Genomic DNA, 26596 nt, shown 5'->3' with positions numbered 1-26596 from the left:
CTCTCCTGGCTCAGTTGTGGAACGGTGCGGCGATGAGGTCGGCGACCCGGCGGGCGTTCGGCTCCTCGATGCAGCTGAAGTGGTTGCCCTCGATGTCGGTCACCCGGAGGTCGCCGAGGCAGACCTCGCGCCAGAAGGCCAGCGTCGTCTCGTCCATGCCGGGCGCGAAGCCGGAGGCCCCGCTCGGGCGCAGGAAGCGGATGTCGCCCGCGTAGGGTTCGGGGGTGAAGCGCGCGGAGCGGAAGCTCTGCCGGAACACCGTGAACATCGCGCCGACCAGCTCCGGCGGCATCTCCTGCCCGGTGAGCTCGGTGGCGGTGCGGGCGTACCGGGCGAAGCGCTCCTCGCGGGTGTGCGCGGCGAGGTCGCGGAAGAAGCCGGCGGCCTCGTCCAGCGCCGGGTCCCCACCGACCTTGAGGAGTTCACCCACCGGCACCCGGCCGTCGTTGCGCTCGACGACCTGCATGAAGGCGCGCACCATGGCGTCCGGGTCGATCTCGCCGAAGCCGGTCTGCGCCAGCGAGATGTGCAGGTTGGGGACGAAGAGCAGCTCGATCATCAGGTCGTCCTCGGCGTCGACGACCACCGGGTGGCTGCTGACCAGGATCAGGTCCTCGACGTGGGCGCCGCGTTCCTCCAGCCGCCGGGCCACCTCGGTGGCGTAGAGGCCGCCGAGGCAGTAGCCGATCAGCTGGAAGCGGGTGTGCCCCTCGGCGAGGAGGCGCTCGGCGTAGTCGTCGGCCGCGCGCTCGATCACCTCGGCCGGGTCGATCGCGCAGTACCGCTCGGTGTCGGCGACCACGATGCCGAGCACCGGGCCGAGCCGCTGCTCCACCAGTTCCTTCGCCAGCGGCCGGTAGCAGTCCATCGTGCCCAGGCCCGCGTGGAACAGCACCCGCAGCGGACCCGGCTCGCCCGTGCTGAACGGCACCAGGACGGCGTTGCCGGACTCGCTCCGGAGCTCGGCCGACCCGGTTCCGGCCGACCCCGTTCCGGCCGACCCCGTTCCGGCCGACCCGGTTCCGGCCGGTCCGCCTTCGGCCCGGCCGCGCAGGAGCCGGGCGAGGGCCTCGATCGTGGGCTGGTTGAGCATCTGCCGCAGCAGCGTGTCGAAGGGCACGTCGGCGGCCTCGGGCACCTCCTCGCGCAGGCGGCCCGCCATCCGCGCCGTGATCAGCGAGTCGGCGCCGAGCTCGTAGAAGCTCTGTGTCCGGCCGACCCCGCTCACGGCCAGGGCGTCCGCCCAGAGCGTGGCGAGCCGGGCCTCGAGCGGGTCGGCGGGCGCCTCGCCCGGCAGCGGGCGCGCCGCCTCGGCCGCCGCGGGCCGCCAGCCCTGGAGCGTGCGGCGGTCGACCTTGCCGTTGCCGGTGAGCGGCAGCGCGTCGACGATCTGCAGGTGGGACGGGATCATGTGGGCGGGCAACCGCGCCCGCAGGTGGCGCTTCAGCTCGTCCTCGGTGGCCGGGACCCGGTCGTTCTTGAGGCTGGTCGCGAACAGGTGCACGCCCTGCGGGGCGAGGGCGTGGCCGTCCTCGGGCAGGCAGAGCACCGTCTCGGCGCCGGCCTTCGCGAGCAGGTCCAGCCACTGCTCCCGGTTCAGGTAGGACGGCCCGCCGTCCCGGTGGGTGTCCCCCGGCTCGGTCATCATGAAGGCCTGCGAGGCCAGGATCCACGGGTGCTCACGGGTCGGCTCGGTGAGCACCAGCCGGCCGGCGGGCGCCACCAGCTCGGTCAGCCGGGTCAGCGCGGCCTCGATGTCGCGGGCGTTCTCCAGCACCCCGGCGGCGAGCACCACGTCGAACGAGTTCGGTGCCAGCCCCTGCCCCCGGTGGTCGGCGTCGACGTCGAACACCCCGAAGCCGATGCCGGGGTGGGCACCGAACCGGGTCCGCGCCTCGGGCAGGAAGAACGGCGACACATCGGTGAACAGGTACTCGGTGTCGAAGCCCGCGAGCGCCTCCAGGGCGCCCTCGGTGGTGCCTCCGGTGCCGGCGCCCACCTCCAGGACCCGCAGCCTCCGGCCGGCCGGGTGCGCCTCGGCGATCTGCCGGAGCAGCGTGCCCACCGCGCGGTTGAGGTAGCGCGCCATCGCGTTCTCGCGGTAGAGCGCCCGCGCGGTGTCGAACCTGCCCTCGGGGAAGAGCAGTTCGACGGGGTCCTGGCGCCCGGCCAGCAGCTCGGGCAGGCGCTCGGCGTTGCGCCGCAGGTAGCCGAGGAACTCGGGGGACCCGAGTTCGCGGGTCCAGGCCCGTTCGGCCGCCGCCCAGTGCCGGGACACGGCCTGCTCGTCGGCCGGTCGCGGCAGCGTGAGCCGCCCGTCCCGGCCCGTCGACAGGAGTCCCGCCCCGGTCAGCACCGCGAGCCAGCGCCGCACCAGCCACTCGTGCCGGGGATCGACCTTGCCGGTCATCTCCTCGACGGTGTCGCCCAGTTCGCTCAGGGCCCGGGCCATGGAGGTGAGCACGGCACGGTCGAGACTCGTGACGTGGGCCTCGACCCCCTCGCGGTCCAGGTCGGCCGCGGCCTCGTCGGCCGCCGCGCCCACCAGGGCGGTCAGCCGCTCGTCGGCCGCGGGCGCCGGATCGGCCGACCGCGCGCTCTCCACGACGGCGAGCAGGCCGCGCTCCGCTCCCGCGCCGTCGAGCACCGCGCCGGCGGCCGCCACGGCCGGGTGCTCCAGCAGCGCCGCCTCGATCTCGCCCAGTTCGATCCGGTGGCCGCGGATCTTGACCTGGGTGTCCTCCCGGCCGAGGAACTCGATCTCCCCGCCCGGCAGGTAGCGGCCGAAGTCGCCGGTGCGGTAAAGGCGTTGTCCATCCAGAGGGTGGCGTAGGAAGTGCCGGGCCGTCGTCTCCGGGTCGCCGAGGTAGCCCTGCGCGAGGCCGTCACCGCTGATGTACAGCTCGCCCACCGTCCACACCGGGCAGTCGCGCAGCGCGACGTCCAGCACCCGGAAGCCCTGGTTGGCCAGCGGACGGCCGTAGGGAATGCTCCGCCAGCCGGGCTCCAGGCCCTGGTACGGGTGCGCGATGGACCAGATCGAGGCCTCGGTGGCACCGCCGAGGCCGATCACCCGCAGGCCCGGCAGGCGGCGGGTGATCTCGTCGGGCAGGGTGAGCGGGATCCAGTCGCCGGAGAGCAGCGCGAGGCGCAGCGAGGGCAGGTCGAGCCCGGGCTCGGCGTCCAGGTAGCTCGCGAGCATCTGCATCAGCGCGGGCACCGAGTCCCAGACGGTGACGGAGTGTTCGGCGATCAGCTCGGCCCAGTGCGAGGGGTCGGTCCGGCGGTCGGCATCCGGCAGGACCAGGGCGCCGCCGACCGACAGCGGCCCGAAGACGTCGTAGACGGAGAGGTCGAAACCGAGGCCCGCCAGGCCGAGCACCCGGTCCTCGGCGGTGACGGCGAAGCGCCGGTTGACGTCGGCGACGGTGTTGCCCGCGGCCCGGTGGCTGATCACCACACCCTTGGGGCGGCCGGTGGAGCCGGAGGTGTAGATCACGTAGGCCGGCGCGTCCGGGTCTCCCCCGACGGCCTGGTCCGGGGCCGGAGCGGGCGCCAGCAGGTCGACCGCGGTGGCCCGGGTGCCCGCCGGCCAGTCGGCGTCCACCCAGGACTGGGTCAGGACATGGCGGACGTCGGCGTCGACCAGCACGGCGTTCCGTCGCAGCGGGGGCTGGGCGGTGTCGACGGGCAGGTAGACCGCCCCCGCCAGCAGCACGCCCAGGACGGCGGTCACCTGCTCGACGCCCTTGTCCATGACGATCGCGACGCGCTCGCTCGGGGTGCAGCCCGCCGCCCGCAGGGTCTCGGCCACCGCGGCGGCCCGCCCGGCGAGTTCGCCGTAGGAGAGCGTGCTGCGCGGGCCGATCACCGCGGGCCGTTCCGGCGTGCGGGCCGCCTGGGCGAGCACCTGCTGGTGCAGCGGGGAGTCGGGCAGCGGGGCGGCGGTGTCGTTGGCCCGGCGGCGCTCCTCGACCTGCCAGGCGGGCAGCGGGACGGCGTCGTCCGTGTCCCAGGCCTCGTCGGTGGTGGCGAGGGCGCGCAGCAGCGCCTCGAAGGCGTCGAACATGTCGTCGACCACGCCGTCCGGGAAGACGCCGTCGCGGACGTCCCAGTTGGCCTGGAGGCCCTCGGCGTCGTCCATGGCCTGGCAGTCGATGAAGACCTGCGGCGTCTGGGTGATGCCGAAGCCGTCCAGCCGCCCGGCGGCCCTGGGGCTGTCGCCGCCGTCGCCGAGTCCGATCGCGCTGGTGAAGACGATCGGCATCAGCGCGGCCTCGCGCCCACGGCGGCGGGCGAGTTCGCGCAGCACCTCGACGCCGGAGCAGAGCCGGTGGTCGAGGTCCTCGAAGAGCCGGCCGTTGACGGCCCTGGCGCGCTCGGCGAAGGTGCGGCCGGCGGTCCAGTCGACGGCCAGCAGGTTGACGGAGGTGAAGTCGCCGACGATCCGGTCGGCCTGGGGGTGCAGCGGCAGCCGGTTGAGCACGGTGAGGTTGAGGGAGAAGCGGGGCGTGCGGCTCCAGCGTTCGATCGTGGCGGCGTAGGCGGCCAGCACCACCGCGGACGGGGTGAGGCCGTGCTGCTGGGCGCGGCGTTTCAGTTCGTCCCAGGCCGGGCCGTCGAGCTTGAGGAAGCGGCGCCGAAAGCGCGGCGCGCTGTGCTCGCGGTCCGCCACCGGCAGGTCGGGGGCGGGCGGGAGCTCGTCGATCCGGGTCCACCAGTAGTCACGGTCCCGCTGGTGGCGGCTGGTCTCGCGGAGCCGGCGCTCGGCCAGCAGGTAGTCGCGGAAGCCGACCTCCAACTCCCGTAGCTCCTGCTCGGGATCCGCGTGCAGAGCCTCGAACTCGGCCAGCAGCAGCCAGATGCTGGCCCAGTCGGCGATCAGGAAGTCCATCGACAGGTGCAGTACGGCGCGCTCGGCGCACCGGGTGACGCGCAGGTCGAAGAGCGGCCACTGAGTGGTCTCGTAGACCCGGTGGCCGAGTTCCGCGCGGGTGGCCTCCAGGGCGGCCTGGACCGGCTCGCCGGCGGTGTCGCGCAGGTCGGCGGCGGGCACGCTGAGGTGCGGCACGGTCGGCAGGACGCGCTGGTAGCCGTCGGCCTCGACCACGGCGCGCAGCATGTCGTGGCGTTCGACCAGCCGGTTCCAGGCCGCCTCGACGCGCGCCGGGTCCAGGTCGGGGTAGTTCACCTCCAGGTAGACGTGGCAGGCCACACCGCCGAAGCCGAACACCTCGCGGCGGCCGAGCAGGTAGGCCGCCTGCACGTCGGTCAGCGGGAACGGCTCGTACCGTGCCTCCGGATCGGGTGTGGCGAGCACCCCGGGACCGGCCTCGGCCCGCAGCCGCTCGATCACGGCGGCCTTGTCGGCCCGCAGCGCCTCCAGCAGGCTCCCGGTCAGCGCCCCCTTGGGCGCGCGGTAGCGCAGCTGCCCGGACTCCTCCCACAACTGGACTCCCGCGCGCTGGAGTTCGGTGATCAGTTCGACTGTTCTCATGCTTCGTGGCCCATCTCTCGATCACTGCGCGGGGGAATGTTGGCGTTGAACCGGAAGACGTTCTCCGGGTCCCAGGTGTGCTTGAGCCGCGTCAACCGCTCGTAGGTCTCGCTGCCGTAGGCCGCGCGGACCCAGGCCGGTTCGGGGTCGGGCAGCAGGTTCAGGTACGGCCCCTTGGTCACGCCCTGGAGCGAGCGCCAGCCCCGGAGGGCGGGCTCGATGTGGGTGGGGTTGTCGGCCGTGCCGTACCACTGGGCGCAGATCTCGGCGAACCACCGGGCGTCGCGGTGCGTGAAGGCGGTCGGTCCGGCGGGCGCCCGGCTGATCGCCCCGCCGAGTGCGCCGAGGACCACCGAGAAGTTCGGTCCGGCCGACGTCCAGCGTTCGAGCAGCGAGTCGATGGTGTCGTCGGAGAGGTCGGTGAGCAGTTCGCCCCGGTTGTAGACGTGCTGGTCGGTGAAGTCGGGCGGGGACTGGAGCAGTTGCTGGTACCGCAGGTACGGCATGGGCGCGACCCCGTCGTGGGCCGGCCGCGGCGCCCCGCGCCGCAGTGGGGCGAGGACCTCCTCGCCGAGCGCCGGATCCCCGAACCAGGTGGGGATCAGCACCGCGCCCCGTTCGAACTGCAGGTGCTCCGGGATGAACGGGAGCGGCGGCGCGGTCCACACGATGGCGATCAGCGAGGCCTCGTCCGGTGCGGTCGCCAGCCAGTCGCGGGCGACGCGCAGCGCGCCGGACACCTGCCGGGCGGGGTGGACCAACGGCCCGGCCAGGACCTCGCGCACCGGGTGCAGCCGGAAGCCGAACCTGGTGACCACGCCGAAGTTCCCGCCGCCGCCGCGCAGTCCCCAGAACAGCTCGGGGTGCTGCTCGGCGTCGGCCCGGATCGTTCGTCCGTCCGCCGTGACCAGGTCGAAGAAGAGCACGTTGTCGCTGGTCAGACCGTACTGGCGGGAGAGGTCGCCCACTCCGCCGCCCAGGGTGTGCCCGGCGATTCCGACCCCGGTGTTCCGCGCCCCGGGCAGGGCGAGGCCGAACTCCTGCGTGGCGGCGTCGAACTCGCCCCAGGTGAGGCCCGGCTCGGCGACGGCCGTGCGGGCCCCGGCGTCGACCTCGATGCGCTTCATGGCACCGAGGTCGAGCACCAGGCCGCCGTCGCAGGTGCCCCACCCCGCGACGTTGGCGCCGCCGCCGCGGACGGCCACCGGCAGTGCGCGGCCGCGCGCGTGGGCGAGGGCGGCGAGGACGTCGTCCTCGCCCCGGCAGCGGGCGATCAGGGCGGGCCGCCGGTCGATCCGGGCGTTGCGGACGCGGCGGGCGGCGTCGTAGCCGGGATCGCCGGGGCGAAGGAGCTCACCGTGGAAGCGGGCGAGCGGGTCAACGGTCGGATACACGGGGGTCCACTCCTTCCGTGGCGGCGCTCAGCACGGCGCCGTGCAGCCTGGCGGGATCCGGTTCGTCGCGCAGGCCCGCCAGCTCGACGCCGAGGACGCCGGTGCGCGGCGCCTCCTCGGGCGCCAGTCGGCGGTCGTCGTCGACGAGCGTGCGGTACGCCCGCTGGTCGGCGGGCGCCACACCCAGCCGGATCCTGGCGATGGAGAGCGCACCGTTGGGGTGCCGGATGGCGGCCGGGCGCTGCGGCGGATCGTAGGCGGAGACCACGAACGGCACCTCTGCGGGGCGGGGGGCGAGGAACTGGTAGCGCACGAGCTCGCCGTCCGGGCGGGTGCGCTTGCCCTTGATCACGCGGGAGACCGGAAGTCCCGCCGCGAGCAGTGCCGAACGGGTGGCGGTCAGGTCCAACTCATCGTTTTCCAGGGCGAGATCACGCCAGCCCTCACCGGCTCGCGCCCAGTGGGCCAGCCGCCGGCCGGCGGCCGCACCGTAGGCGGCGCCGAACGGCAGCCTCAGCAGCCGGAAGGCCGGGGGGAGTCGGAAGAACTCGATGAACGGTCCCTCGGCGAACCTGAGCAGCGCGTTGTGCGCCCGGGCCGGGTCGCTCCCGAACTCCATGGTGAAGCCGAGGCTCTCGTAGTCCCGGACCACCGCCCGCACGTCGTCGACCTTGCACAGGACGTGGCTCGCGCTCAGCATCCCGGCCTCCTGGCCGCGAAGAGCCGCTGGCCCAGCGGCGCGAGCGGATGGTCCTCCCCCGGCAGGACCAGGACCTCCTCGATCCCGGCTGCCGCGAGCGCCCGCAGCCACTGGCGACGCGACAGGAAGGTGCTGTCGGAGGCCGAGCGGGCGTCCTCGGGCGCGGTCATCATGAAGGCCTGCGAGACGAGGATCTCCAGATGCTCACGGGTCGGCTCGGTGATCAGCAACCACCCGCCGGGAGCGAGGAGTTCGAGCAGTCCCCGGACGGTCGCGCCGGTGTCCCGGGCGTTGTTCAGCACCCCGGCCGCCACCAGGACGTCGAACGAGCCGCGGTCGTACCCCTGCCGCGTCGGGTCCTGGTCGATGTCGAGCAGACCGAAGCTCAGCCAGGGGTGCGCGGCGAACCGGGACCGGGCCGGGGCGAGGAAGAACGCCGAGACGTCGGTGAAGCGGTAGTCGACCGCCGGCCGGGGCCGCCCCACCTCGGTCGGCACGCCCCCGGTCAGTGCCCGCACCACGGCCTCGGTCGTCGCTCCCGTGCCGGCGCCGACCTCCAGCACCCGCAGCGTGCCCGGGTGCGCCTCGGCGATCGTCCGGACGGCCGTCGCCACGGCGGTGTTCAGGTAGCGGGCGGTCACGGTGTCGCGGTACACGGCGTCGGCGCGCTCGGTCCGTCCCTCGGGGAAGAGCAGCAGTGCGGCGCGCTGCTCCCCGGTCATCAGCTCGGGCAGCCGTTCGGCGTTGAGCCTCAGGTAGTCGATGAACTCCGCCGAACCCAGGGCGCCGGTCCACGCTGCGGCCGCCGCGTCCCAGGCGGCCCGGATGGCGCCCTGCTCGACCGTACGGGTGCCGTGCAGCCGCTCACCGTCGCGCTTGACCAGCCCGCGTTCGACGAGCACCCGGAGCCAGCGCTCGATCAGCCGGTGGTGCGCGGGGGCGACGTCCGCCGCGCACAGGATCTCGGCGCCGGTGTGGCCGGGGCCATCGGCGCACAGCACGTCCGCCCGTTGCAGGGAGAGCAGCATCGAGGCGAGCACGGCCTCGTCCAGGCGCTCGACGAACGTCCTGACCTGCTCGGCGGTGACACCGACGACGCGGGCCTGCGCGGCGGCCATCGCTCGGGCCAGCACGTCGTGCAGCGTCGTCGCCACCGCGTCCGCACCGGACGGCGCAAGGTCGGCGACGCCGGCCACCGCGGCCGTCAACTCGCCGACCGGCAGTGGCTGGTGGTCCTGGTGCGGCCGCAGTACCGGGTAGCCGAGCGCGGTGGTGACGTCCTGCCACATCCGGCACAGCGTCAGGTGGTACTGCTCGGGCCGCTCGGCGCCCGGCTCGCCCAGGATCGCGGCGCGCATCGCCAGCAGGTCCGCGCCGATCGCGGCCGGCCACAGATCGCGCAGGATCCGCCGGTAGCTCGGCGGCTGCGCCGGACCGAGGACCGTCGTGCCGGGCTCGTCCAGGTGGGCCGCGCCGGTGAAGTCGAAGCGGTCCTTGACGGCCTCCGGTACGTGCAGGCGCGGACTCCAGGTCACCGGGCCGTGCGTGTCGGTGAGGGTGAGGCTGCCCCCGGCGGTGCCGATGGTCAGCCGGTGCAGGAGGTGGAGATGGTTGTCCGGGTCGGCCGGGTCGACCTGGTTGTGCACGCGCAGGGTGAGCGGCACCCCGCCGACCTCCCCGGCGAGCTGGGAGAACGGGGCGTCGCCACCCTCGCCCACCCGGGAGATCCGCCACGGGCGGAGCGCCCCCAGGGCGTCACCGAGGAGGTGCGTCAGGGGAAAGGCGACCTGCGACGAGCACGCGGCGTCCACGTACCGGGCCGGCTGCCGGGCGAGCAGTACGCGCGCCGCCGCGACGAACCCGCGTACCGCGGGAAGCCGCGGGTAGAGGTCGCCGATCCGGTAGCCGACGCCGTGGCGCCTGGCCTCGCGCAGGCACGCGGCCAGGTCGTCGTGGTGCACGGGCTGCTCCTGGACGACGTGGATCCCCCGGCCGAGCAGGCGCAGCGCCAGATCCGTCCCCGCGCCGCCCAGCACCCCCGAGCGCAGCACGACACAGGCGAGGTCGACGCCGGCGGGCAGCTGCTCGGGGTCGGTGAACAGCGGAACCCCGTGGCGGGCCGCGCACTCGACGGACCGCGCGCTGCCCTTGGCCAGCACGCCGACGAGTTCGAACTGCGCCGGCAGCGCGGCGAGTGCCGCGAGGTAGAACTGGCCGAACGTGGTGCCGCACACCACGACCTTGAGCCTGCGACTCACAGGGATCCCTCCTCGACGGTGGCGAGCTGGTCGATCGCCAGGTCCAGGACCGTCAGCTCGCGGACTCCCGGTGTCCCGCTCAGCCGGGTCACGGCCACGGTGGGATCGAGCGCCGTCGCGGCGAGGTGCGGACCGGCCGGGACCTCGCCGCGCAGCACGGCCAGCGTGGCGGCGGCCGTGACGGCACCGGTGAGCTCGGCGATGCCGGCTGCGCGCAGCACCGCCGTCCGAGTGAGGGCGCGCCCGGCCCGGGTGCCGTCGAGCTGGACCAGCAGGGTCACGTACGGGCTGCGCCCGGCGACGTCCAGGGCGGTGGCCCGGCACAGGCCCGCCACCGCGTCGGCCCGCTCCAGCGTGCGCGCGGCGTCCAGTGCCGCGCCCAGGTGCTCGCCGTCCAGCACGTTGTACCAGCGGCCGTGGTCCAACTCCAGCTCGCGGGCGAGCTGTTCGGCCTCGGCGTCGAGGTAGGGGAACGCCGCGACCTCGCGCGGGAAGTACGGCAGCGCGGTCGCGCCCTGACGGGTCAGCGCACGCCCGAGGCGGCGGCCGTCGCGCCAGGCGGCGAGGGGCTGGTTGGCGCCGCCGAGGACGCCGTGCAGGTAGTCCTCGGCTCCGGTCGCCGTGAACCGGTCGAGCACCCCGGTGTAGGCGGTCAGTCCGTGCACGGTGTCGAACTCCTGGGCGGCGAGCCAGCGCGGCAGCAGCCCGGACAGACCGGGCAGCGCGCCCGCGGCGAACAGCGCGGTGCGCTCCCCCGGGAGCGCCCCGGGCGCCTCCCCGCCGGCGTCGACGTGGTGCGCACCCGCCGCCAGCGCGGCGCGGGCCACCCGTTCCGCGCTCCGGTGGGACGGCCCGGCGCAGTGCACGACCACCTCGCAGCCGCTCACGAAGGCCGCGAGCGAGGCGCCGTCCTCGACGTCGACCACGGCGGCCTCCGCCCCGCCCGCCAGCTCGTCGGCCAGACGCTGCCCGCGCGCCGGGCTTCGGCCGCCGATCCGCAGCGGACCCGCTCCCCAGGCGGAGAGCAGCCGGGCGGCCTGCGCCCCGACCGCTCCGTAACCGCCGATGATGCCGATCACAGGGCTCCCTCCTCCATCTCCTCGGCGGCCGCCAGCTCCTCGGCGATGGCCGCCGTGACCTGGGCGAGGCTGGGCCCGGAGAACATCCGGCGCAGCGGTAGTTCGATGCCGTGGCGTCGGCGCACCTGCTCGATGAACCGGGTCGCCAGCAGGCTGTCGCCGCCCAGGGCGAAGAAGCCCCGACTGCGGCCGACCGTCGAGCAGCCGAGCAACTCGCCCCAGAGTGCGGCCACTTCCTCCTCCAGCTCGCCCTGCGGCGGCTCGTCGGCGTCCCCGGCGCCGTCCGCCGTGAGGAGCAGGGCGACGGCGGTGCGGTCGACCTTGCCGTTGGCGCTCAGCGGCAGCCAGGGCAGGATGTCGACGCGCTCGGGCACCATGTGGCCGGGCAGCCGGGCGGCGGCCTGCTCGCGCAGCCTCACCGGATCCAGGTCGGCGGCGTCCCCGGGGCGCCGCCCGCGCAGCATCTCGCTGAACGAGTCGCCGACCGGGCCGTGGCCCACCTCCGCCCACCCGGCCTGGGCGAGCAGCTCGGCCCAGCGGGCGCCGGGCAGCATCGGGCTGCCGGCCCGGCGGCGTTCCCGGTCGAGTCCGGCGTAGCCGCGGTCGAGCAGGGCGGCGGTCAGCAGGGCGATCGGCGTCAGCTCCACCCGTTCGACCGCCAGCAGCAGGCCGCCGGGGCGGCTCAACAGGGCGGCCAGTGCCGGGCCTCGGCCGGGTTCCGGGTAGCGGTGCAGGACGTTGTCGGCCAGTACCACGTCGAACCGGTGGCGCAGTTCGTCGGGGACCGGCGCTTCGAGCAGTTGGTGGCAGGCGGTCTCGTGCGGGAGTGCCGCCAGCCGGCGGGCCGCGGTGGCCGTCATCGCCGCCGACGGGTCGAGCAGGGTGTAGCGCACCTGCCGGGGGTCGAGCAGCCGGAGCAGGCGTTCGGCGGTGCGCCCGTCGCGGCCGTCCAGCTCGGCGAGCTCGATCGGGCGTCCGGCCGTCTCGGCCAGCGCCGCCAGCTCGCGGGCGATGCCGGCGAGGGCCTGGGCGCCGCCCGGGTCCTGGTCGGCGAGGCCGGCCGGGGCCAGCACGTCGTCGTCCAGCAGCACGGCCGCGTCGAGCCGGCCCGCGAGGATCTCCCGGTAGTCGTCCAGCCGCTCGATCAGTCGCCGGTGCGCCCGGCCGACCAGCCGGCCGTACTCGTCGGTCGCCTGGGCCGGCTCCTCGCGGGCGAGTGCGGCGGCGAGCTCCGGCCCCGCCGCGTACGAACCCGCGTCCTCGGTGAGCACCTTCCGCGCGACCAGCCAGTCCAGCCAGAGCCGCAGGACCGGCAGGTGCTCCTCCGCCACGTCGAGTCGCGCGGTCGGCTCACCCGGGCGGTAGGTGGCGCCACCGGCGACGGAGTCCAGGCGCAGCAGCCGGGCCAGGACCGCCTCGGCCGCCTCGGCCTCCGGTTGCCCGGCCCGGGCCCGGGCCGCCAGCAGGTCCGTGGATGTCGCGACACTCGTCGCCACGGCGCCCGGCGGCACCGCCGGGACCACCGCCGCGACCAGCCGCCGGCCGGCTCGCTCGCCGGCCACGGCCGCCACCGCCCGGCCGACGCCCGGTGCGGCCCGCAAGGCGGCCTCGATCTCGCCGAGTTCGATGCGGTGGCCGCGGATCTTGACCTGCTGGTCGGCCCGGCCGAGGAACTCCAGTGTCCCGTCCGGCCAGTACCGGCCCAGGTCACCGGTGCGGTACCAGCGCTCGTCGTCCCACGTCACGAACTGGAGGACCGTCAGCTCCGGTGCCCCCCGGTAGCCGCGGGCGACACCGGCACCGCCGATCCACAGCTCCCCCGCCACCCAGTCCGGGCAGTCGCGCCCGAACCCGTCGGCCACCCGGAACCGCTGGTTGCGCAAGGGGTGACCGTACGGGATCGAGGACCAGCCGGGGTCGACCTCGCCCACCTCGAAGGAGTTGGACCAGATCGCGGCCTCGGTCGCACCGCCGAGGGCGACGAACCGGCAGCCGGGGCGCTGGGCGGCGAGCCGGCCGGGCAGGTCGAGCCCCACCCAGTCGCCGGAGACCATCACCAGGCGCAGCGGGTCGGGCGGCGCGGCGCCCTCCGCGACCACCAGCAGCATGTCGAGCAGCGCGGGGACGGTGTTCCAGACGGTCACCCGGTGCCGGCGCACCAGCTCCAGCCAGCGCCGGGCGTCGCGCCGGGCCTCCTCCTCGATCAGCACGACCGCGCCGCCCGCCGAGAGCAGGCCGAAGACGTCGTGGACGGAGAGGTCGAAGTCCAGTGCCGAGACGGCCAGCACCCGGTCGTCCGCGCCGATCCCGAACCGCTCGTTGACGTCCGCGACGGTGTTGGCCGCCGCCCGGTGGGTGATCTCGACGCCCTTGGGGTCGCCGGTGGAGCCCGAGGTGAAGATGACGTAGGCGAGGTCGTCCGGCTGCGTGTCGACCGGCTCCGCCAGGGCGTCGGCCGATGCCGCGTCATCGATCAGGACGGGCTCGGTCTGCCGCGTCCACACCGAGGCCGCGCGCCCGGCCTCGTCGGTGACCGCGAACCGGGCGCCGGCCAGTCGGTGGATCCGGTCGCGCCGGGCCTGCGGCTGGTCGACGCCGACCGGCAGGTAGGCCGCCCCGGCGGCCAGCACCCCGAGGACCGCCGCGAGCTGCTCCGGCCCCTTCGGCAGGGTCACCGCGACCACCTCGCCGCGCCGTACCCCGCGCTCGACCAGGACGGCGGCCAGCCGCAGCGCCCGGTCGGCGAGTTCGCCGTAGCTCAGCCGGCCGTCGTCGCCCCAGCACAGCGCGACGCGTCCGGGCCGCTCGGCCGCGTGGCGGAAGAACTCCCGGTGCAGCAGCGCGTCGGGGGCCCCGGTGCCGGTCGCGTTGACCTCGGCACGGGTCCGCCGCTGGGCGTCCGGCAGGAGGTCGGGCACCGGCAGCTCCCAGTCGGCGGTGCCCAGCCGGTCGAGCAGTCGCAGGTAGCCCGCGAACATCGCGTCGATCAGTCCGGCCGGGAAGAGTTCCTCGACCACGTCCCAGTTCAGCCGGACGCCGCCGCCGGCGGCCTCGGTGACCTGGTGGTCGAGCCACACCTGGGGCGTCTGCGACACCCCCCAGACCTGCTCGGCCAGCAGGCTGCCGGGCGCGGGCGCGCCCTGGTCGCCGACGCCGAGCGCGCTGGTGAACACCACCGGCATGGTCGTCTCGGGCTCCCCGGTCGACCTGGCGAGGTCACGCAGCACCTGGACGGCCGACACCTCCCGGTGGTCGAGCGCGTTCCACAGCTCCTGCTGGATCCGGCGGGCACCCGCCAGCCAGCTGTCACCGGCCTCGGGGCGGGCGGCGACCAGGACCAGCGAGGTGAAGTCCCCGAGGACGTGGGCGATGTCGGGGTGCACCTCGTGGCGGTCGAAGAGGGTGAGGTTGAGCGTCAGGTCGGCGCGGCTGCTCCACCGGCCCAGGACCTCGGCGAAGGCGGCGAGCAGCACCGCGGAGGGCGTCAGGCCGTACTCGCGGGCGCGGTCGGCGATCGGCTGCCACCGCTCCGCTGACAGCAGCGCCTCGCGGCGGGTGAAGCGCGGCTCGCGCACCGTGGACGGGTCGACGGCCAGCGGGAGTCCGGGGGCGGGCGGCAGCTGGGGCAGCTGCTCGGACCAGTACCGGCGCGCGGCGGCGAGAGCCGACGGCTCCGGCGTGGCACCGAGCACGTAGTCGCGGAACGACACGCCCACGGTGGGGAGTTCGGCCGCCGGGTCCTCGTAGAGGGCTGCCAGTTCGGTGTAGAAGGTGAGGATGCTGAGGGCGTCGAGGACGATGTTGTCGATGCCGATGGCCAGGCGGGCCCGGTCGCCCGAGCGCACCGCGCGGATCGCGAAGAGCGGCCAGTGCGCGGGGTCGAACACCTGGTGCGAGGCGCTCTCCCGCAGCTCCTGGAAGGCTGCCTCGGGATCGGGACCGGCCTCGGTCACCGCGATGCGGTAGTACGGGACTTCGGGCAGGATCCGCTGCTCGCCGCTCGGGTCGACCACCGCGCGCAGCATCTCGTGCCGCGCGACGAGCCGGTTGACGGCGCCCTCCAGCCGGGCCACGTCCAGCTCCGCCACCTCGTACTCGCGGTAGAAGTGGCAGCCGATCCCGCCGAGGGTGAATCCGGTGTCCCGCCCGAGCCAGTAGGCGCGTTGGACGTCGGTGAGCGGGAACGGCTCGTGCCGGCGCGCGGGCTCGGCGACCAGCTCCGGCGTGGCCTGCCGGGCGGTACCCGGGCGCAGCACGGCCGCGAAGTCGGCCAGCACCGGGTGCTGGAAGAGTTCGGCGAGGGTGACGTCGGCGAAGCCCGCCGCCCGCAGGCGCCCGATCAAGCGGGTGGCCAGCAGCGAGTCACCGCCGAGCGCGAAGAAGTCGTGCTCGCGGCCGACCTCGGTTGCCCCGAGGACCTCGGACCAGGCCGCGGCGGCGAGCCGCTCTACCTCGCCGATGGGCTCGGTGACGGGGGTGGCGGTCCGCCCGTCGTCGAGCAGGCACCGCAGGGCGGCACGGTCGATCTTCCCGTTCGCGGTCAGCGGGAGCGCGGGGAGCAGCACGATCGGCTCGGGCACCATCGCGGCCGGCAGCCGCTCGGCGAGGAACTCGCGCAGCCGCTCGGGGTCCGGCGCCTGCGGGTCCGCCGGGCGGGCGGGCTCCCGGCCGTCCCGGAGCGCCGCGACGGCTGCCAGCGTCTGCCAGTCGGGAACGGGCGCGCGGTCGGCGGACGAGGCCGTGATCGCGGCGGCCGGCCGGCCGTGCTCCCCGATCACCGCGACGGCCCGGGCCACGGCCGGGTGGTCGGCCAGCGCGGCCTCGATCTCACCGAGTTCGATGCGGTGGCCGTGCACCTTGACCTGGTGGTCGGCCCGTCCGAGGAACTCCAGGGTTCCGTCGGGCCGGTAGCGCGCCCGGTCTCCGGTCCGGTACCAGCGACGGCCGTCGACGGTCGGGAACCGGTCCGCCGTCCGGGCGGGGTCGCCGCGGTAGCCGCGGGCCACGCCCGCACCGCCGATCCACAGCTCCCCCGCCACCTGGTCCGGACAGTCCCGGCCGAGCGGATCGACCACCCGGCAGGCCACGTTGCGCAGCGGGGTGCCGTAGGGCACGGACGTCCAGGCGGGCGGGACTTCACGGACCTCGCAGACGGTGGAGTGGATCGCGGTCTCGGTGGTGCCGCCGAGGGCGACGAACCGGCAGCCGGGCGCGGCGGCGGCCAGCCTCCCGGGCAGGTCCAGCGGGACCCAGTCGCCGCCGAGCAGCACCAGCCGCAGCGGCAGCTCCTGGACGTCCCCGCTGCTCGCCGCGGTCAGCAGCATGTCCAGCAGGGCGGGCACGCAGTTCACCACGGTCGCGCGGTTCGCGTGCAGCAGCTCGACCCAGGCGTGGGCGTCGCGCCGCTGCGGCTCGGTGACGCAGACCACCGCCCCGCCGGCCGACAGCGGGCCGAAGACGTCGTAGACCGAGAGGTCGAAGTCCAGCGCGGAGAGTGCCAGCGTCCGGTCCTCGGGGCGGAGGCCGAAGCGCTCGTTCAGGTCGTCGACGGTGTTCACCGCGGCCGCGTGGGTGAGTTCGACGCCCTTGGGCTCGCCGGTGGAACCGGAGGTGTAGATGACGTAGGCGAGTTCGGTGTCGTCCCCGGGCACCGGCGCGGCGAGTGGCTCGACTCCGGCCGGTACGGCGAGGTCGTCCAGCACCAGCCGCACCCCGGCGGACCGGTGGATGCGCTCGCGCCGCAGAGTGGGCTGGTCGACGCCGAGCGGCAGGTAGGCGGCGCCCGCGGCCAGCACGCCCAGGACGGCCGTGAGCTGGTCGGGCCCCTTCGGCAGGGTGATCGCGACCAGGTCGCCGCGGCCCACCCCCTGGGCGGCGAGGTGGGCGGCGAGCGTCAGTGCGCGCGCGGCCAGCTCGCCGTAGCCGAGTTCGCCGGGGTCGAGTTCGCCGTCGGCTCCCCAACGGACCGCTGTCGCGCCGGGGTTGGCCTTCGCCTGGGCGAAGAACCCGTCGTGCAGCCGCGCGCCGGAGCGGGGCGCCTCGGTGGCGTTGACCGTGGCGCGCACGGCGAGCAGGCTCGCGGGGAGCAGCGCGGGCACCGGCAGCGACCAGGTCTCGGGGCCGGACAGCAGCCGGTCGAGCAACGAGCCGTAGGTGTCGAACATCGCGTCCAGCACGCCCGGCGCGAACGCGGCCTCGCGGGCGTCCCAGTTGACCAGCAGACCGCCGTCCAGCTCGGTGACCTGGGCGTCCAGCCACACCTGCGGCCCCTGGGAGATGATCCAGGACGCCTCGCCGAAGGCGTCCCGGACCGCCGCCGGGAACAGCTCGCCCAGTCCGAGCGCGCTGGTGTAGACGACCGGGGCGAGCACGCGTTCACCGTGCAGCCGGGAGGCGTCGCGCAGCACCTCGACCCCCGAGTAGCCGGCGTGCGCGGCGTCGGTGTGGAAGCGGGTCTGCAACCGCGCGGCGCGCTCGGCGAACGAGCCCGCGGCGGCGCCGTCCCAGGCGAGCAGCACCGAGGAGGTGAAGTCGCCGACCAGTGAGCCGACTTCGGGGTGCAGCGGCTCGCGGTCGAAGAGCGGGAGGTTGAGCAGGAAGCCGGGGTCGGCGCTGAAGGCGGTCAGGGTCTCGGCGAACACGGCGGCCAGCGCCATGGCCGGGGTGAGTCCGTGCCGCCGGGCGAGGCCCTCGAAGGTGCGGGCCGTCTCGGCGTCCAGTCGGCGGTGGCGCCGGACCACGGTGGTTGCCGCGGCCTCGGCCCCGGCGGCGAGCGGCAGTTGGGGAGCGGCGGGGAGGTCGGGCAGCCGTCGGCGCCAGTGGTCCTGGTCCGCGCGCAGGGCGGCCGCCCTGGTCGGCGCCTGCCGGGCCGCCTCCCGGTCGGCGAGGTAGCGCGGGTAGCTGTAGGCCAGGGGTGGCACCGGGCGGGCGGGTTCCGTGTAGCACCGGGCCAGATCGGCCAGCAGCACGCGCAGGCTCAACGCGTCGGCGGCGACCATGTCCAGGTTGACGTGCAGTCGGGTGCCGTCGATCCGCATACCGGGCGGCAGCAGCGACAGTTGGACGTCGAAGACCTCCCCGGCGGCGATGTCCAGCGAGCGGTGGGAGAGACATCGGCGCAGTTCCGCGAGTTCCCGCTCGGCCTCGGCCACGGTCAGCGCCCGCAGGTCGTGCACCCGGAGCCCCGACCAGTCGCTCTCCGGCGCGATGTACTGGCGCCCGTCGTCCAGGATCCGCGCTCTGAGCATGCCGTGCCGGGCCAGCAGCGCCCGCACCGCGGCCTCCAGGCGCGCCGGGTCCACCCGGGCGCCGTCGAACTCGTGGTAGAAGTGCGCGGCGACGCCGCCCAGTTGCTGACCGTCGGCGCGGCCCACCCAGTAGGCGTGCTGCATCAGGGCCAGTTCGAAGGGCTCGGCCTCGTCCACGTCGGCGCCGGGGTCCCCGGCCGGGGCGGGTGCCTCGGCCGGGGCGGGTGCCTCGGCCGGGGCGGGTGCCTCGGCCGGGGCGGGTGCCTCGGCCGGGGCGGGTGCCTCGGCCGCCGGCCGTTCCACCAGCTCCTGCCACGCCGCCAGCATCGGTTCGGCGGCGAGTTCGGCGAACCCGACCTCCCGGCCGGAGCGCCGCAGCTCCCCCGCCAGCCGCATCATCGCCAGTGAGTCCAGGCCGAGTTCGATGAGGTTGGCGTGCGCGTCGATCCCTTCGGCCGGCAGTCCCAGCAACGCGGCGACGGCGTCGGCGAGTTCGGCCGCTGTGATTCCACGATCCTGCGTCACGTGAGGTCCTCTTCTTGGGATGCGGCGTGCTCGGGTGCCGAAGCGGTGCGCCTTGCGGATCGGCCGGTCCGGGACTGACGACCCGGACCCTTATCGGTAGTGGTTATCATATGCATTAAGCCGTCTCGGCAGGCAAGCCCGCTGCGGTGAGGGCGAATTCACAGACGAAGAGAGGGTGACCATGAGCAGTACGGAAGCGGAGCCGGTGGACGGATCGGCGACCTCCGCCGACTCCCCGCAGACGCCCGTCCCACCCGAAGTCCGCAGCGCCCGGCGCTGGACCACCGCACTGACCTCGCTCGCGGCGGCGATGATGACGCTGGACATCACCGTGGTCAACGTGGCGATGCCGCAGATCGGCGACGACCTGCACGCCTCGCTGGACAGCCTGCAGTGGATCGTCAACGCCTACACGCTGACCTTCGCCGCCCTGCTGCTCACCGCCGGCTCGGTCTCCGACCGGATCGGCCGGCGCCGGATCTTCCTCGCGGGGGTTGCGCTCTTCACCGCGTCCTCCGCCGTCTGCGCGCTGGCTCCGAACGCGGCGGTACTGATCGGGGCGCGGGCGGTGCAGGGAGCCGGGGGCGCACTGGTCCTCGGTACCGCGCTCGCCCTGATCGCGGGAGCGTTCGAGGGCGCGCCGGGTCGTGCGCGGACCACCGCGATCGGCCTGTTCACGGCCGGCGGCGCCGTCTCGGCCGCCCTCGGCCCGCTGGTCGGCGGCTCGATCGTGCAGTGGTCGAGCTGGCCGTTCCTGTTCGCCGTCAACGTGCCGGTCGGGCTGCTCATCCTGGTCGGCGCGCTGCGGAAGGTCCCCGAGAGCGTGGTCGCCGACGCGGCCGAGCGGATCGACTACGCCGGAGCGGTCCTGGCCGTCCTGGCGCTCTTCTCGCTCAACTACGCCCTGCTGTCCGGCTCGGAGAAGGGCTGGTCGGCGGCGGACGTGCTCGCCACTCTCCTCCTGGGGGCCGTGCTGGCCGTCGCTTTCGTCGCCGTCCAGTGGCGGCTGGGCTCGCGCGCGATGCTGGACCTGCGGCTGTTCGCCATCCCCTCCTTCACCGGCGCGGTGCTGCTGAGCTTCGCCGCCCGGATCTTCAGCTTCGGTCTGCTGCCCTTCCTGACCCTGTGGCTCGGCGGCATGCTCCGGCTCACCCCCTTCCAGGTCGGCCTGGTCCTGCTGGCGCAGTCCGTCGCCCTGGTGATCGCCGCGCCGCTCAGCTCGGTGCTGGCCAAGGCGCTGTCGGTCCCCAAGGTCCTGGCGCTGGGCATGGCCCTGGTGGGTGCGGGGATGTTCCTGGCGGTCGGCATCGGCCCGCGCGACGACTGGACGGCGGTGCTGCCCATGCTGCTCCTGCTCGGCGCGGGCGCCGGTCTGACCCTCCCCCACCTGCTCGCACTGGCCGTGGGCGTCGTACCGGCCTCCCGGGCCGGGACGGCCTCCGGCACGGCGAACAGCTTCTTCCCGCTGGGCACCGCCACCGGCGTCGCGCTGTTCGGCGTGGTGCTCACCGGCAAGGTGAGCACCACCCTCTCGGACTCGGCACTCGGCTCTCTCGGTGCCGCGCCCGGCAGCGGCCACCAGGTGCGCGAGCTGGTGACAGCGGGCCGGTTCGACGTGGTCGGCACGGCCGTTCCCGAGTCCGCCCGCGGTGCCGTGCTGACTCTCGCGCACACCGCCTACACCGGAGCCCTCTCCAGCATCTTCCTCATCGCCGGCGTGGCCGGTCTGCTGGCCGCCGTCGCCAGCCTGCTGCTCATCCGCGAGAAGGACATGCTGACCGCCGCCGACTGACCCCGTGCCGCGCTCGGGCCGAGGCGCGGACCAGCCGGAACCCAAGGCGAGAAGGGCTACTTACCGTCCTGCCCGTCCTCCTGCACGGGCCTGCCCCGTGACCACGACCCGGTCGACGTCGTGGTCACGGGACAGCATTCTCAGCCACCGCCCCATTCGGTCAGCAGGCCGGGTTCGACCACTCGGATCGCGGAACCCTGGGGGCGCGGCCGGAGACGGGCAGGCGGTGCAGGATGGCGCTGACGACCTCACCGGGGTGGGTGGAGAGATAGAAGTGGCCACCGGGGAAGGTCAGCAGTTCGAACGAGGCCGTGGTGCACGCCCGCCAGCCCGCGGCCTCCTCAACCGTCAGCTCGGTGTCGTCCGCTCCGACGAGCGCGGTGACCGGACAGGGCAGCACTCCGCCGGGCTGGGCCTGGTACGTCTCGATCAAGCGGTAGTCGCCACGCACCACCGGCAGCACCAGCTCGCGGACTTCGGGGATCTCCAACAACTCCGAGGCCGTGCCGCCGAGGCGGATCAGCTCGCCGCACAGGGCGTCGTCGTCGAGCAGATGCGTGGTGCCGCCGTGGTGGTGCTGCGGCGCCTCGCGGGCGGAGGCGAAGAGGTGGACCGGAGCACGATGCCCGGCCGCCAGCAGGTGCAACGCCAACTCGTGGCCGACGGTGGCGCCCATGCTGTGGCCGAAGACGGCCCATGGCCGGTCCAGCAGTGGCACGAGCGCGTTCGCCAGGTCCGCGACCAGCGCGGGCAGGTCCTTGGGAATCGGATCGTCAAGGCGCTCCTCCCGCCCCGGCGGGCACGCGAGCAGCAGTTCGACCTCGGGCGGGAACAGGGCGGCCCAGCGTCGGTACAGGCCCGCCGTGCCGCCGGCGTGTGGCAGGCAGAGCAGGCGCAGCGCGGCGTCGGGGCGGGGCTGCGGGCGGCGCAACCACTCGGCGGCGGGCATCAGGCGGGTCCTCCGTCCAGGCCGGCCGACAGGGCCGCGGGCAGTTTCGGGACGGCCGCCAGCAGTTCCGCGGTGATCGGATCGGCGGGTGAGTCGAGCAGTCGACCGGTCGGGCCGACTTCGCGGATGCGGCCCTCCGCGAGTACCGCGAGCTGCCCGCCGAGCCGGGCCGGAACCGAGAGGTCGTGGGTGACGACGATCAGTGCCACGCCCAGCTCTCTGCGCAGCTCCGCCAGCAGACCGAGCACGGTGTCGGCGGTCGGCGCGTCCAGCGCGCTGGTCACCTCGTCGCACAGCAGGACGGCCGGCTCGGCCGCCAAGGCCCGTGCCAGGGCCACCCGTTGGCGCTGGCCCCCGGAGAGCTGCGTGGGACGGCGGTCGGCGTACTCGACCGGCAGCCCGACCCGCTCCAGCAGTCGGTGCACCTCGCGGCGCAGCGGGACACCCTCGACCTCCGGGCGGAACCGGCTGAGCGGCCGGGCGATGATCCGCCCGACCGTGTGGCGCGGGTTGAGCGAATCGTGCGGGTCCTGCGGGACCAGCTGCACCATGCGCAGCTGGTCCCGGGAGCGCCTGCGCACTCCCGGTGCCGCGCCGTGGCCGGCCAGCTCCAGCGTGCCCGACCAGTCGGCGTGCAGGCCGGCCAGACAGCGCAGCAGCGTGGTCTTGCCGCCGCCGGAGGGGCCCACCACGCTCAGGCAGCCTCCCGGCTCGACGGCCAGGTCGACCCCGGAGAGCACCCGCCGCGTGCCCCGCCGCGCCTCCAGCTCGTCGACCTTCAGCGCTGGTTCCGCGGTCGAGGCGGTCGACCCCGTGCCCGGTCCGGGCCGCCGCACGGCCGCTCGCACCGCCGCGCCGACGAGCAGCCGCCCCGCCTCGCTCGACGGCCGCCCCAGGACCTGCGCCACCGGACCGCGCTCCACCACCCGACCGGCCTCCAGGACCGCCACCTCGTCGGCCACCGAAGCGACTTGGGCCAGGTCGTGGGCGACCAGCAGTACGGCCGGACCGCCACGCTCACGCAGCCGGCTCACGTCCGCGAGCAGCGCCGCCGCGGTGACCGGGTCCAGCGCGCTGGTGGGTTCGTCCAGCACCAGCAGATCGGGCCGGTGGGCGAGTGCGGCCGCCAGTGCGATGCGCTGGCGCTGACCGCCGGAGAGCTGGTGCGGATAGCGGCGCCGGAAGGCCTGGTCGCTCGGGAGCCGGACCAGTTCCAGGGCGGCGCGGATCCGCTCGGGGCGCTGCGCCCGGGGCACCGACCGGGCCCGCAGGAACTCGTCGATGTGGTCGCCCACCCGCATCGTCGGGGCGAGTGAGGTGCGCGGGTCCTGCGGTACGTATCCGGCGTGTCGGCTCCGCAACCGGCGCAGCGCGCCCTCGGGTGTCCCGAGCACCGGCAGGCCGGCCAGCCGTACCTCGCCGCCCCGCAGCAGCAGCCCTGGCCGCAGCTCGCCGAGCGCGGCCAGCGCGACCGTGGTCTTGCCGCTCCCCGAGGGCCCGACCAGGGCCAGGATGCGGCCCGGCGCGATGTCGAGGTCGACGCCGTCCAGCACGGGCCGTGGGCCGGTCGGCCCGGGAGCGTCGACGGTGACTCCCCGGAGTCGAAGTGCGAGGCCATCAGCGCCGCCAGGCCCTGTCCCGCCGATCTTGCCGGGCCCGCGATCGGCCGGACAGGGCCTGGTCTCCCGCGCGACCGGACGCCATCGCCCACGAGAGCGCCCGCGGCCGCCGGACCGGCGGCCGCGGGGCACCCCCACGGCCGGGAACGCCGCGTCCACCAACAGGTTCGCGGCCAGCAGCACCACCAGGATCCCGGCTGCCGGCACGGCCACCGCCAGCGGCTGCAGCGACATCCCGTCCCGGTTCTCCAAGACCATCAACCCCCAGTCCGCAGCCGGTGGTTGGGCCCCGTATCCGAGGAATCCGGCGGTGGCCACGATGAACACCGCACCCACGAACCGGACCCCGGCGTCCGCCGCCAGCACCGGCGCGAGGTTGGGCAGCACCTCGCGCAGCAGCAGGTACCCGGTGCGCTCGCCGCGTGCCTGCGCGGCCTCCACGTAGTCGTGCTGCAAGGCCTGCAGCGTGGCGGCCCGCACCACCCGGACGATCTCCGGCAGGAGCACCACGGCGGTGGCCCCACCCACCCCGAGCACTCCGCGTCCCAGGGCCACCACGGTGACGCTGAGCAGCAGGAAGGACGGCAGGCTCAGCAGCACGTCCGCGCACCGCAGCACCGCCGTGTCGAGCCGGCCGCCGCGCAGCGCCGCCAGCATCCCGGCGCTCGCGCCCGCCAGGTAGGCGACGACGAGCGCCGCCAGCGAGAGCAGCAGCAGCGAGCGCCCGCCGGCCAGGACCCGGCTCAGCACGTCGGCGCCCAGGTGGTCGGTTCCCAGCGGGGCGCCCCCGCCGGCCGGGGCGTACGGCATGTCGAGCACCTCGCCGGGCCCGTGGGGGGCCAGCAGCGGACCGATCAGGGCGAGCAGGACGACGGCCGCCAGCGCGATCCCCGCGGCGACGGTCCGCGCCCGCGGGCGTCCGCCGTTCCCCTTCGGGTTCAGCACTGCCTTCTGCGATGTCAACTCAAGCTCCTTGCCGCAGGGTTGAGCGCTGCGGCGAGGAGGTCCGCCAGCAGGTTGAGGACGACGGTGACGGTGGCGACCAGCAGCGACACCCCGAGCAGCACCGGCACGTCACGGGCGGCGGTGGCGTCGACCAGTGCGGCGGCCAGACCGGGGTAGCCGAACAGCTTCTCGGCGACCAGCGTCCCGCCGAGCAGGTAGGCGAGGTACCGGGCCAGCACCGGCACGGCCGGCACCACGGCGGCCGGCAGCACCCAGCGCAGGACCACCCGGCGCTCGGGCACCCCACCGAGCCGTGCCGTGCGCACCGCGTCCGAGCCGATGGCGGCGACCACCCCGGCGCGCACCAGCCGCACGTTCTGCGCCAGGCTGACCGAGAGCAGCGTCACCACCGGCAGCACCAGGATCCGCGGCTCGGTCAGCGGACTCTGTCCCGCCGAAGGCACCGAGACGGCGGGCAGCCAGCCGAGCCCGACCGCGAAGAGCAGCACCAGCAGCGTGCCGGTGACGAACTCCGGCAGGCTGACCAGGGTGAGCGTCACGGTCGACACCACGTTGTCCGCGGCCCGGCCCGCGCGCAGCCCCGCCCACAGGCCGAGGCCGAGGGCGAGCGGTACCAGCAGCGCGGCGGCGACGGCGCCCAGCAGCAGCGAGTTGCCGGCTCGGTCGGCGATCAGCTGCGAGACCGACCCGCCGCCGGTGTAGGAGGTGCCGAGATCGCCCTGCAGCGCATGCCACAGCCAGTGGCCGTAGCGGACCCAGGCGGGCTGGTCCAGGCCGAGGCCGTGCCGCAGCTCGGAGATCTGCGCCGGGCCGGCCCGGCCGCCCAGCCGCGCGGCGGCGGCGTCGCCGGGGGCCAGCGTGGTCGCCGCGAAGACCAGGGCCGAGACGGCCAGCAGCGTGCCGGCGGCCAGGCCGACGCGGCGCACCCACCACAACGCCGAGGTCCGCAAGGCCGTCACGCGCTCAGGAAGGCGTCGCGCAGGCACGGGTAGTCGAAGAACCCGCGCGCCTGGACACCGTGGGCCGCGGGGGCGGAGGCGGCGATCGGGGGGATCCGGGCGAACACCGCGTCCCCACCGTTGTCGTACAGGTAGTGCTGCACGTCGTGCACCGCGCTGGTCCGCCTGGCGTCCCCGACGGCGGCGTGCATGGCCGTCAGCAGACCGTCGAGGGTGGCGTTGGACGGGCCGGTGAACGGGTACGAGGCCTTGGCGCCGTAGTACATGGAGAGTTGCAGCGGCAGCGGCATCGCGTGGTACAGGTTGGTCTGCAGCGGCGCGCTCAGCAGGGCCTTGATGTCGGTGTAGTAGTCGGCCGCCGGGATTTTGTTCACCGATACCGACAGACCCGCCCCCTGGGCCTGCTGGACGAAGGCGGTCGCGCTCTCCAGCGTCCCGTATTCGTAGTCGCTGGTTCGCACCGAGAGCCTGGTTGCGTCCAGCCCGGCCGCCGACCAGAGCTTGCGAGCCTGGTCCGGGTCGTGCGCCCGGCGCGGCAGCGAGCTGTCGTACCAGGACTGGTGGCGCCCGAACGCGTCGTCGGCGACCTCACCGTAGCCGAGGGTGACGGTGCGGACCATCGCGTCCCGGTCGATCGCGAAACGCACCGCTCGGACGGCCTCGGGCTGGGTGAAGGGGCTCGTGCCGAGGTTCATGTCGAAGGCGAGGTCGCTCCAGAGCTCCTGCGGAGCGGTGAGGATCCGCAGCGCCTGGTTCTTCTCCTCCGCACGCGCGGCGGTCAGGGTGAGACCACCGGCGTAGTCGAACTGACCCGCCTTGAGGCCGCTGAGCCGAGCGCCGGCGTCCGCGACCGAGAAGAGCTCGATCTCGTCCAGGTAGGGCCCGCCGTTCGCGGCGTCCCAGTAGTCGGTGCGGGCGGTGAGCAGACTGCTGCTGCCGGCCGTCCAGCTCTTGAGGACGAACGGACCGGAGCCGGGCGCCTTCGCGAAGTCCGTGGTGCCGTCCGGGAAGACGAACATCGACTGGGCGAGCACCAGGTCGAAGAAGCCGTCGGGGGCCTTGAGCCGTAGCTCCAGGGTGCGCGGGTCCCGCACGGTGGAGTTCGCGGTGTCCAGCCCACCGAGCAGCCCGCTCTGGGTGGTCGGGTTGGACGCGAGCGTGCGCAGGCTGAACAGCACGTCCTGGGCGGTGAGTTTGCGGCCGTCGCTGAAGGTGACGCCGTCGCGCAGCCGCACGGTCCAGTGGGTGGCGTCCGCGTCGGGCTGGACGGAGGAGGCGAGTCGCCAGACCGTGCCGCTGCCGTCGATCTCGCCGAGGGTGTCCCAGACCAGCCGGGCGCGGACGTAGTCGAGGGCGCTGCCGGTGGCCTGGAGCACGTTGGTCGACTCGGCACTGGAGCCGGCGAAGGCGGCGCGCAGCTTGCCGCCGCGCCGTGGCGGGACCGAGGCGTCCGCGGTGGCAGCGGCCAGCGGCGCGTGGGCCGCGCCGCTGTCGCAGCCTGCCAGCAGGCTGCCTCCGATCGCCACCCCGGCGCCGGCTCCGAGGGTGCGCAGCAGGGTTCTCCGGGATATCTGATGTGCGGTCACGGTGTCCTCATTCGGCGGTTCCGGG

General features: G+C 74.7%; 11 protein-coding genes. 1 reads left to right on the top strand and 10 read right to left on the bottom strand.

The features are described 5' to 3' along the window. Nucleotides 1-10: 10 nt before the first annotated feature. Genes ACZ47G_RS31625 through ACZ47G_RS31600 form a run of 6 tightly spaced genes read right to left on the bottom strand, consistent with a single transcriptional unit; the run spans nt 11 to nt 18700 of the window. Nucleotides 11-5497 carry a non-ribosomal peptide synthetase gene (locus ACZ47G_RS31625; RefSeq protein ID WP_465748571.1) on the bottom strand — a complete coding sequence of 1829 codons (5487 nt, stop codon included), beginning with the start codon at nt 5495-5497 and terminating at the stop codon, nt 11-13. Further along, nucleotides 5494-6891 (bottom strand): FAD-binding oxidoreductase, encoded by a 1398-nt coding sequence (locus tag ACZ47G_RS31620; protein WP_465748569.1) that lies wholly within the window; start codon nt 6889-6891, stop codon nt 5494-5496. Before ACZ47G_RS31620 ends, ACZ47G_RS31625 begins: the two co-directional genes overlap by 4 nt. After that, on the bottom strand, nt 6875-7591 hold the full coding sequence (locus ACZ47G_RS31615) for a VOC family protein (RefSeq protein WP_465748567.1): 717 nt from the start codon (nt 7589-7591) through the stop codon (nt 6875-6877). Before ACZ47G_RS31615 ends, ACZ47G_RS31620 begins: the two co-directional genes overlap by 17 nt. After that, nucleotides 7585-9849 (bottom strand): Gfo/Idh/MocA family oxidoreductase, encoded by a 2265-nt coding sequence (locus ACZ47G_RS31610; RefSeq protein ID WP_465748565.1) that lies wholly within the window; start codon nt 9847-9849, stop codon nt 7585-7587. The genes ACZ47G_RS31615 and ACZ47G_RS31610 overlap by 7 nt, the downstream gene beginning before the upstream one ends. Further along, on the bottom strand, nt 9846-10928 hold the full coding sequence (locus tag ACZ47G_RS31605; RefSeq protein WP_465748563.1) for a saccharopine dehydrogenase NADP-binding domain-containing protein: 1083 nt from the start codon (nt 10926-10928) through the stop codon (nt 9846-9848). The genes ACZ47G_RS31610 and ACZ47G_RS31605 overlap by 4 nt, the downstream gene beginning before the upstream one ends. Further along, entirely contained in the window at nt 10925-18700 is a 7776-nt protein-coding gene (locus ACZ47G_RS31600; protein WP_465748561.1) for an amino acid adenylation domain-containing protein, read from the bottom strand. Before ACZ47G_RS31600 ends, ACZ47G_RS31605 begins: the two co-directional genes overlap by 4 nt. A 181-nt stretch (nt 18701-18881) precedes the next feature. Here ACZ47G_RS31600 and ACZ47G_RS31595 point away from each other — a divergent pair, with 181 nt between their 5' ends. Then, nucleotides 18882-20492 (top strand): MFS transporter, encoded by a 1611-nt coding sequence (locus tag ACZ47G_RS31595; RefSeq protein WP_465748559.1) that lies wholly within the window; start codon nt 18882-18884, stop codon nt 20490-20492. A gap of 160 nt (nt 20493-20652) precedes the next feature. Here ACZ47G_RS31595 and ACZ47G_RS31590 read toward each other — a convergent pair whose 3' ends face one another. Genes ACZ47G_RS31590 through ACZ47G_RS31575 form a run of 4 tightly spaced genes read right to left on the bottom strand, consistent with a single transcriptional unit; the run spans nt 20653 to nt 26571 of the window. Then, a complete protein-coding gene (locus ACZ47G_RS31590) occupies nt 20653-21441 on the bottom strand; it encodes a thioesterase II family protein (RefSeq protein ID WP_465748558.1) in 789 nt (262 codons plus the stop codon). Beyond that, entirely contained in the window at nt 21441-24023 is a 2583-nt protein-coding gene (locus ACZ47G_RS31585) for an ABC transporter ATP-binding protein/permease (protein WP_465748557.1), read from the bottom strand. The genes ACZ47G_RS31590 and ACZ47G_RS31585 overlap by 1 nt, the downstream gene beginning before the upstream one ends. After that, a complete protein-coding gene (locus ACZ47G_RS31580) occupies nt 24020-24985 on the bottom strand; it encodes an ABC transporter permease (RefSeq protein ID WP_465748555.1) in 966 nt (321 codons plus the stop codon). The genes ACZ47G_RS31585 and ACZ47G_RS31580 overlap by 4 nt, the downstream gene beginning before the upstream one ends. Continuing rightward, on the bottom strand, nt 24982-26571 hold the full coding sequence (locus ACZ47G_RS31575) for an ABC transporter substrate-binding protein (RefSeq protein ID WP_465748553.1): 1590 nt from the start codon (nt 26569-26571) through the stop codon (nt 24982-24984). The genes ACZ47G_RS31580 and ACZ47G_RS31575 overlap by 4 nt, the downstream gene beginning before the upstream one ends. Nucleotides 26572-26596 lie beyond the last annotated feature (25 nt).

The organism is Kitasatospora sp. NPDC030952 (genome assembly GCF_055571335.1).
The sequence above is the reverse complement of the archived record's forward strand: the minus strand, read 5'-3'. Positions and strand labels throughout refer to the sequence as shown.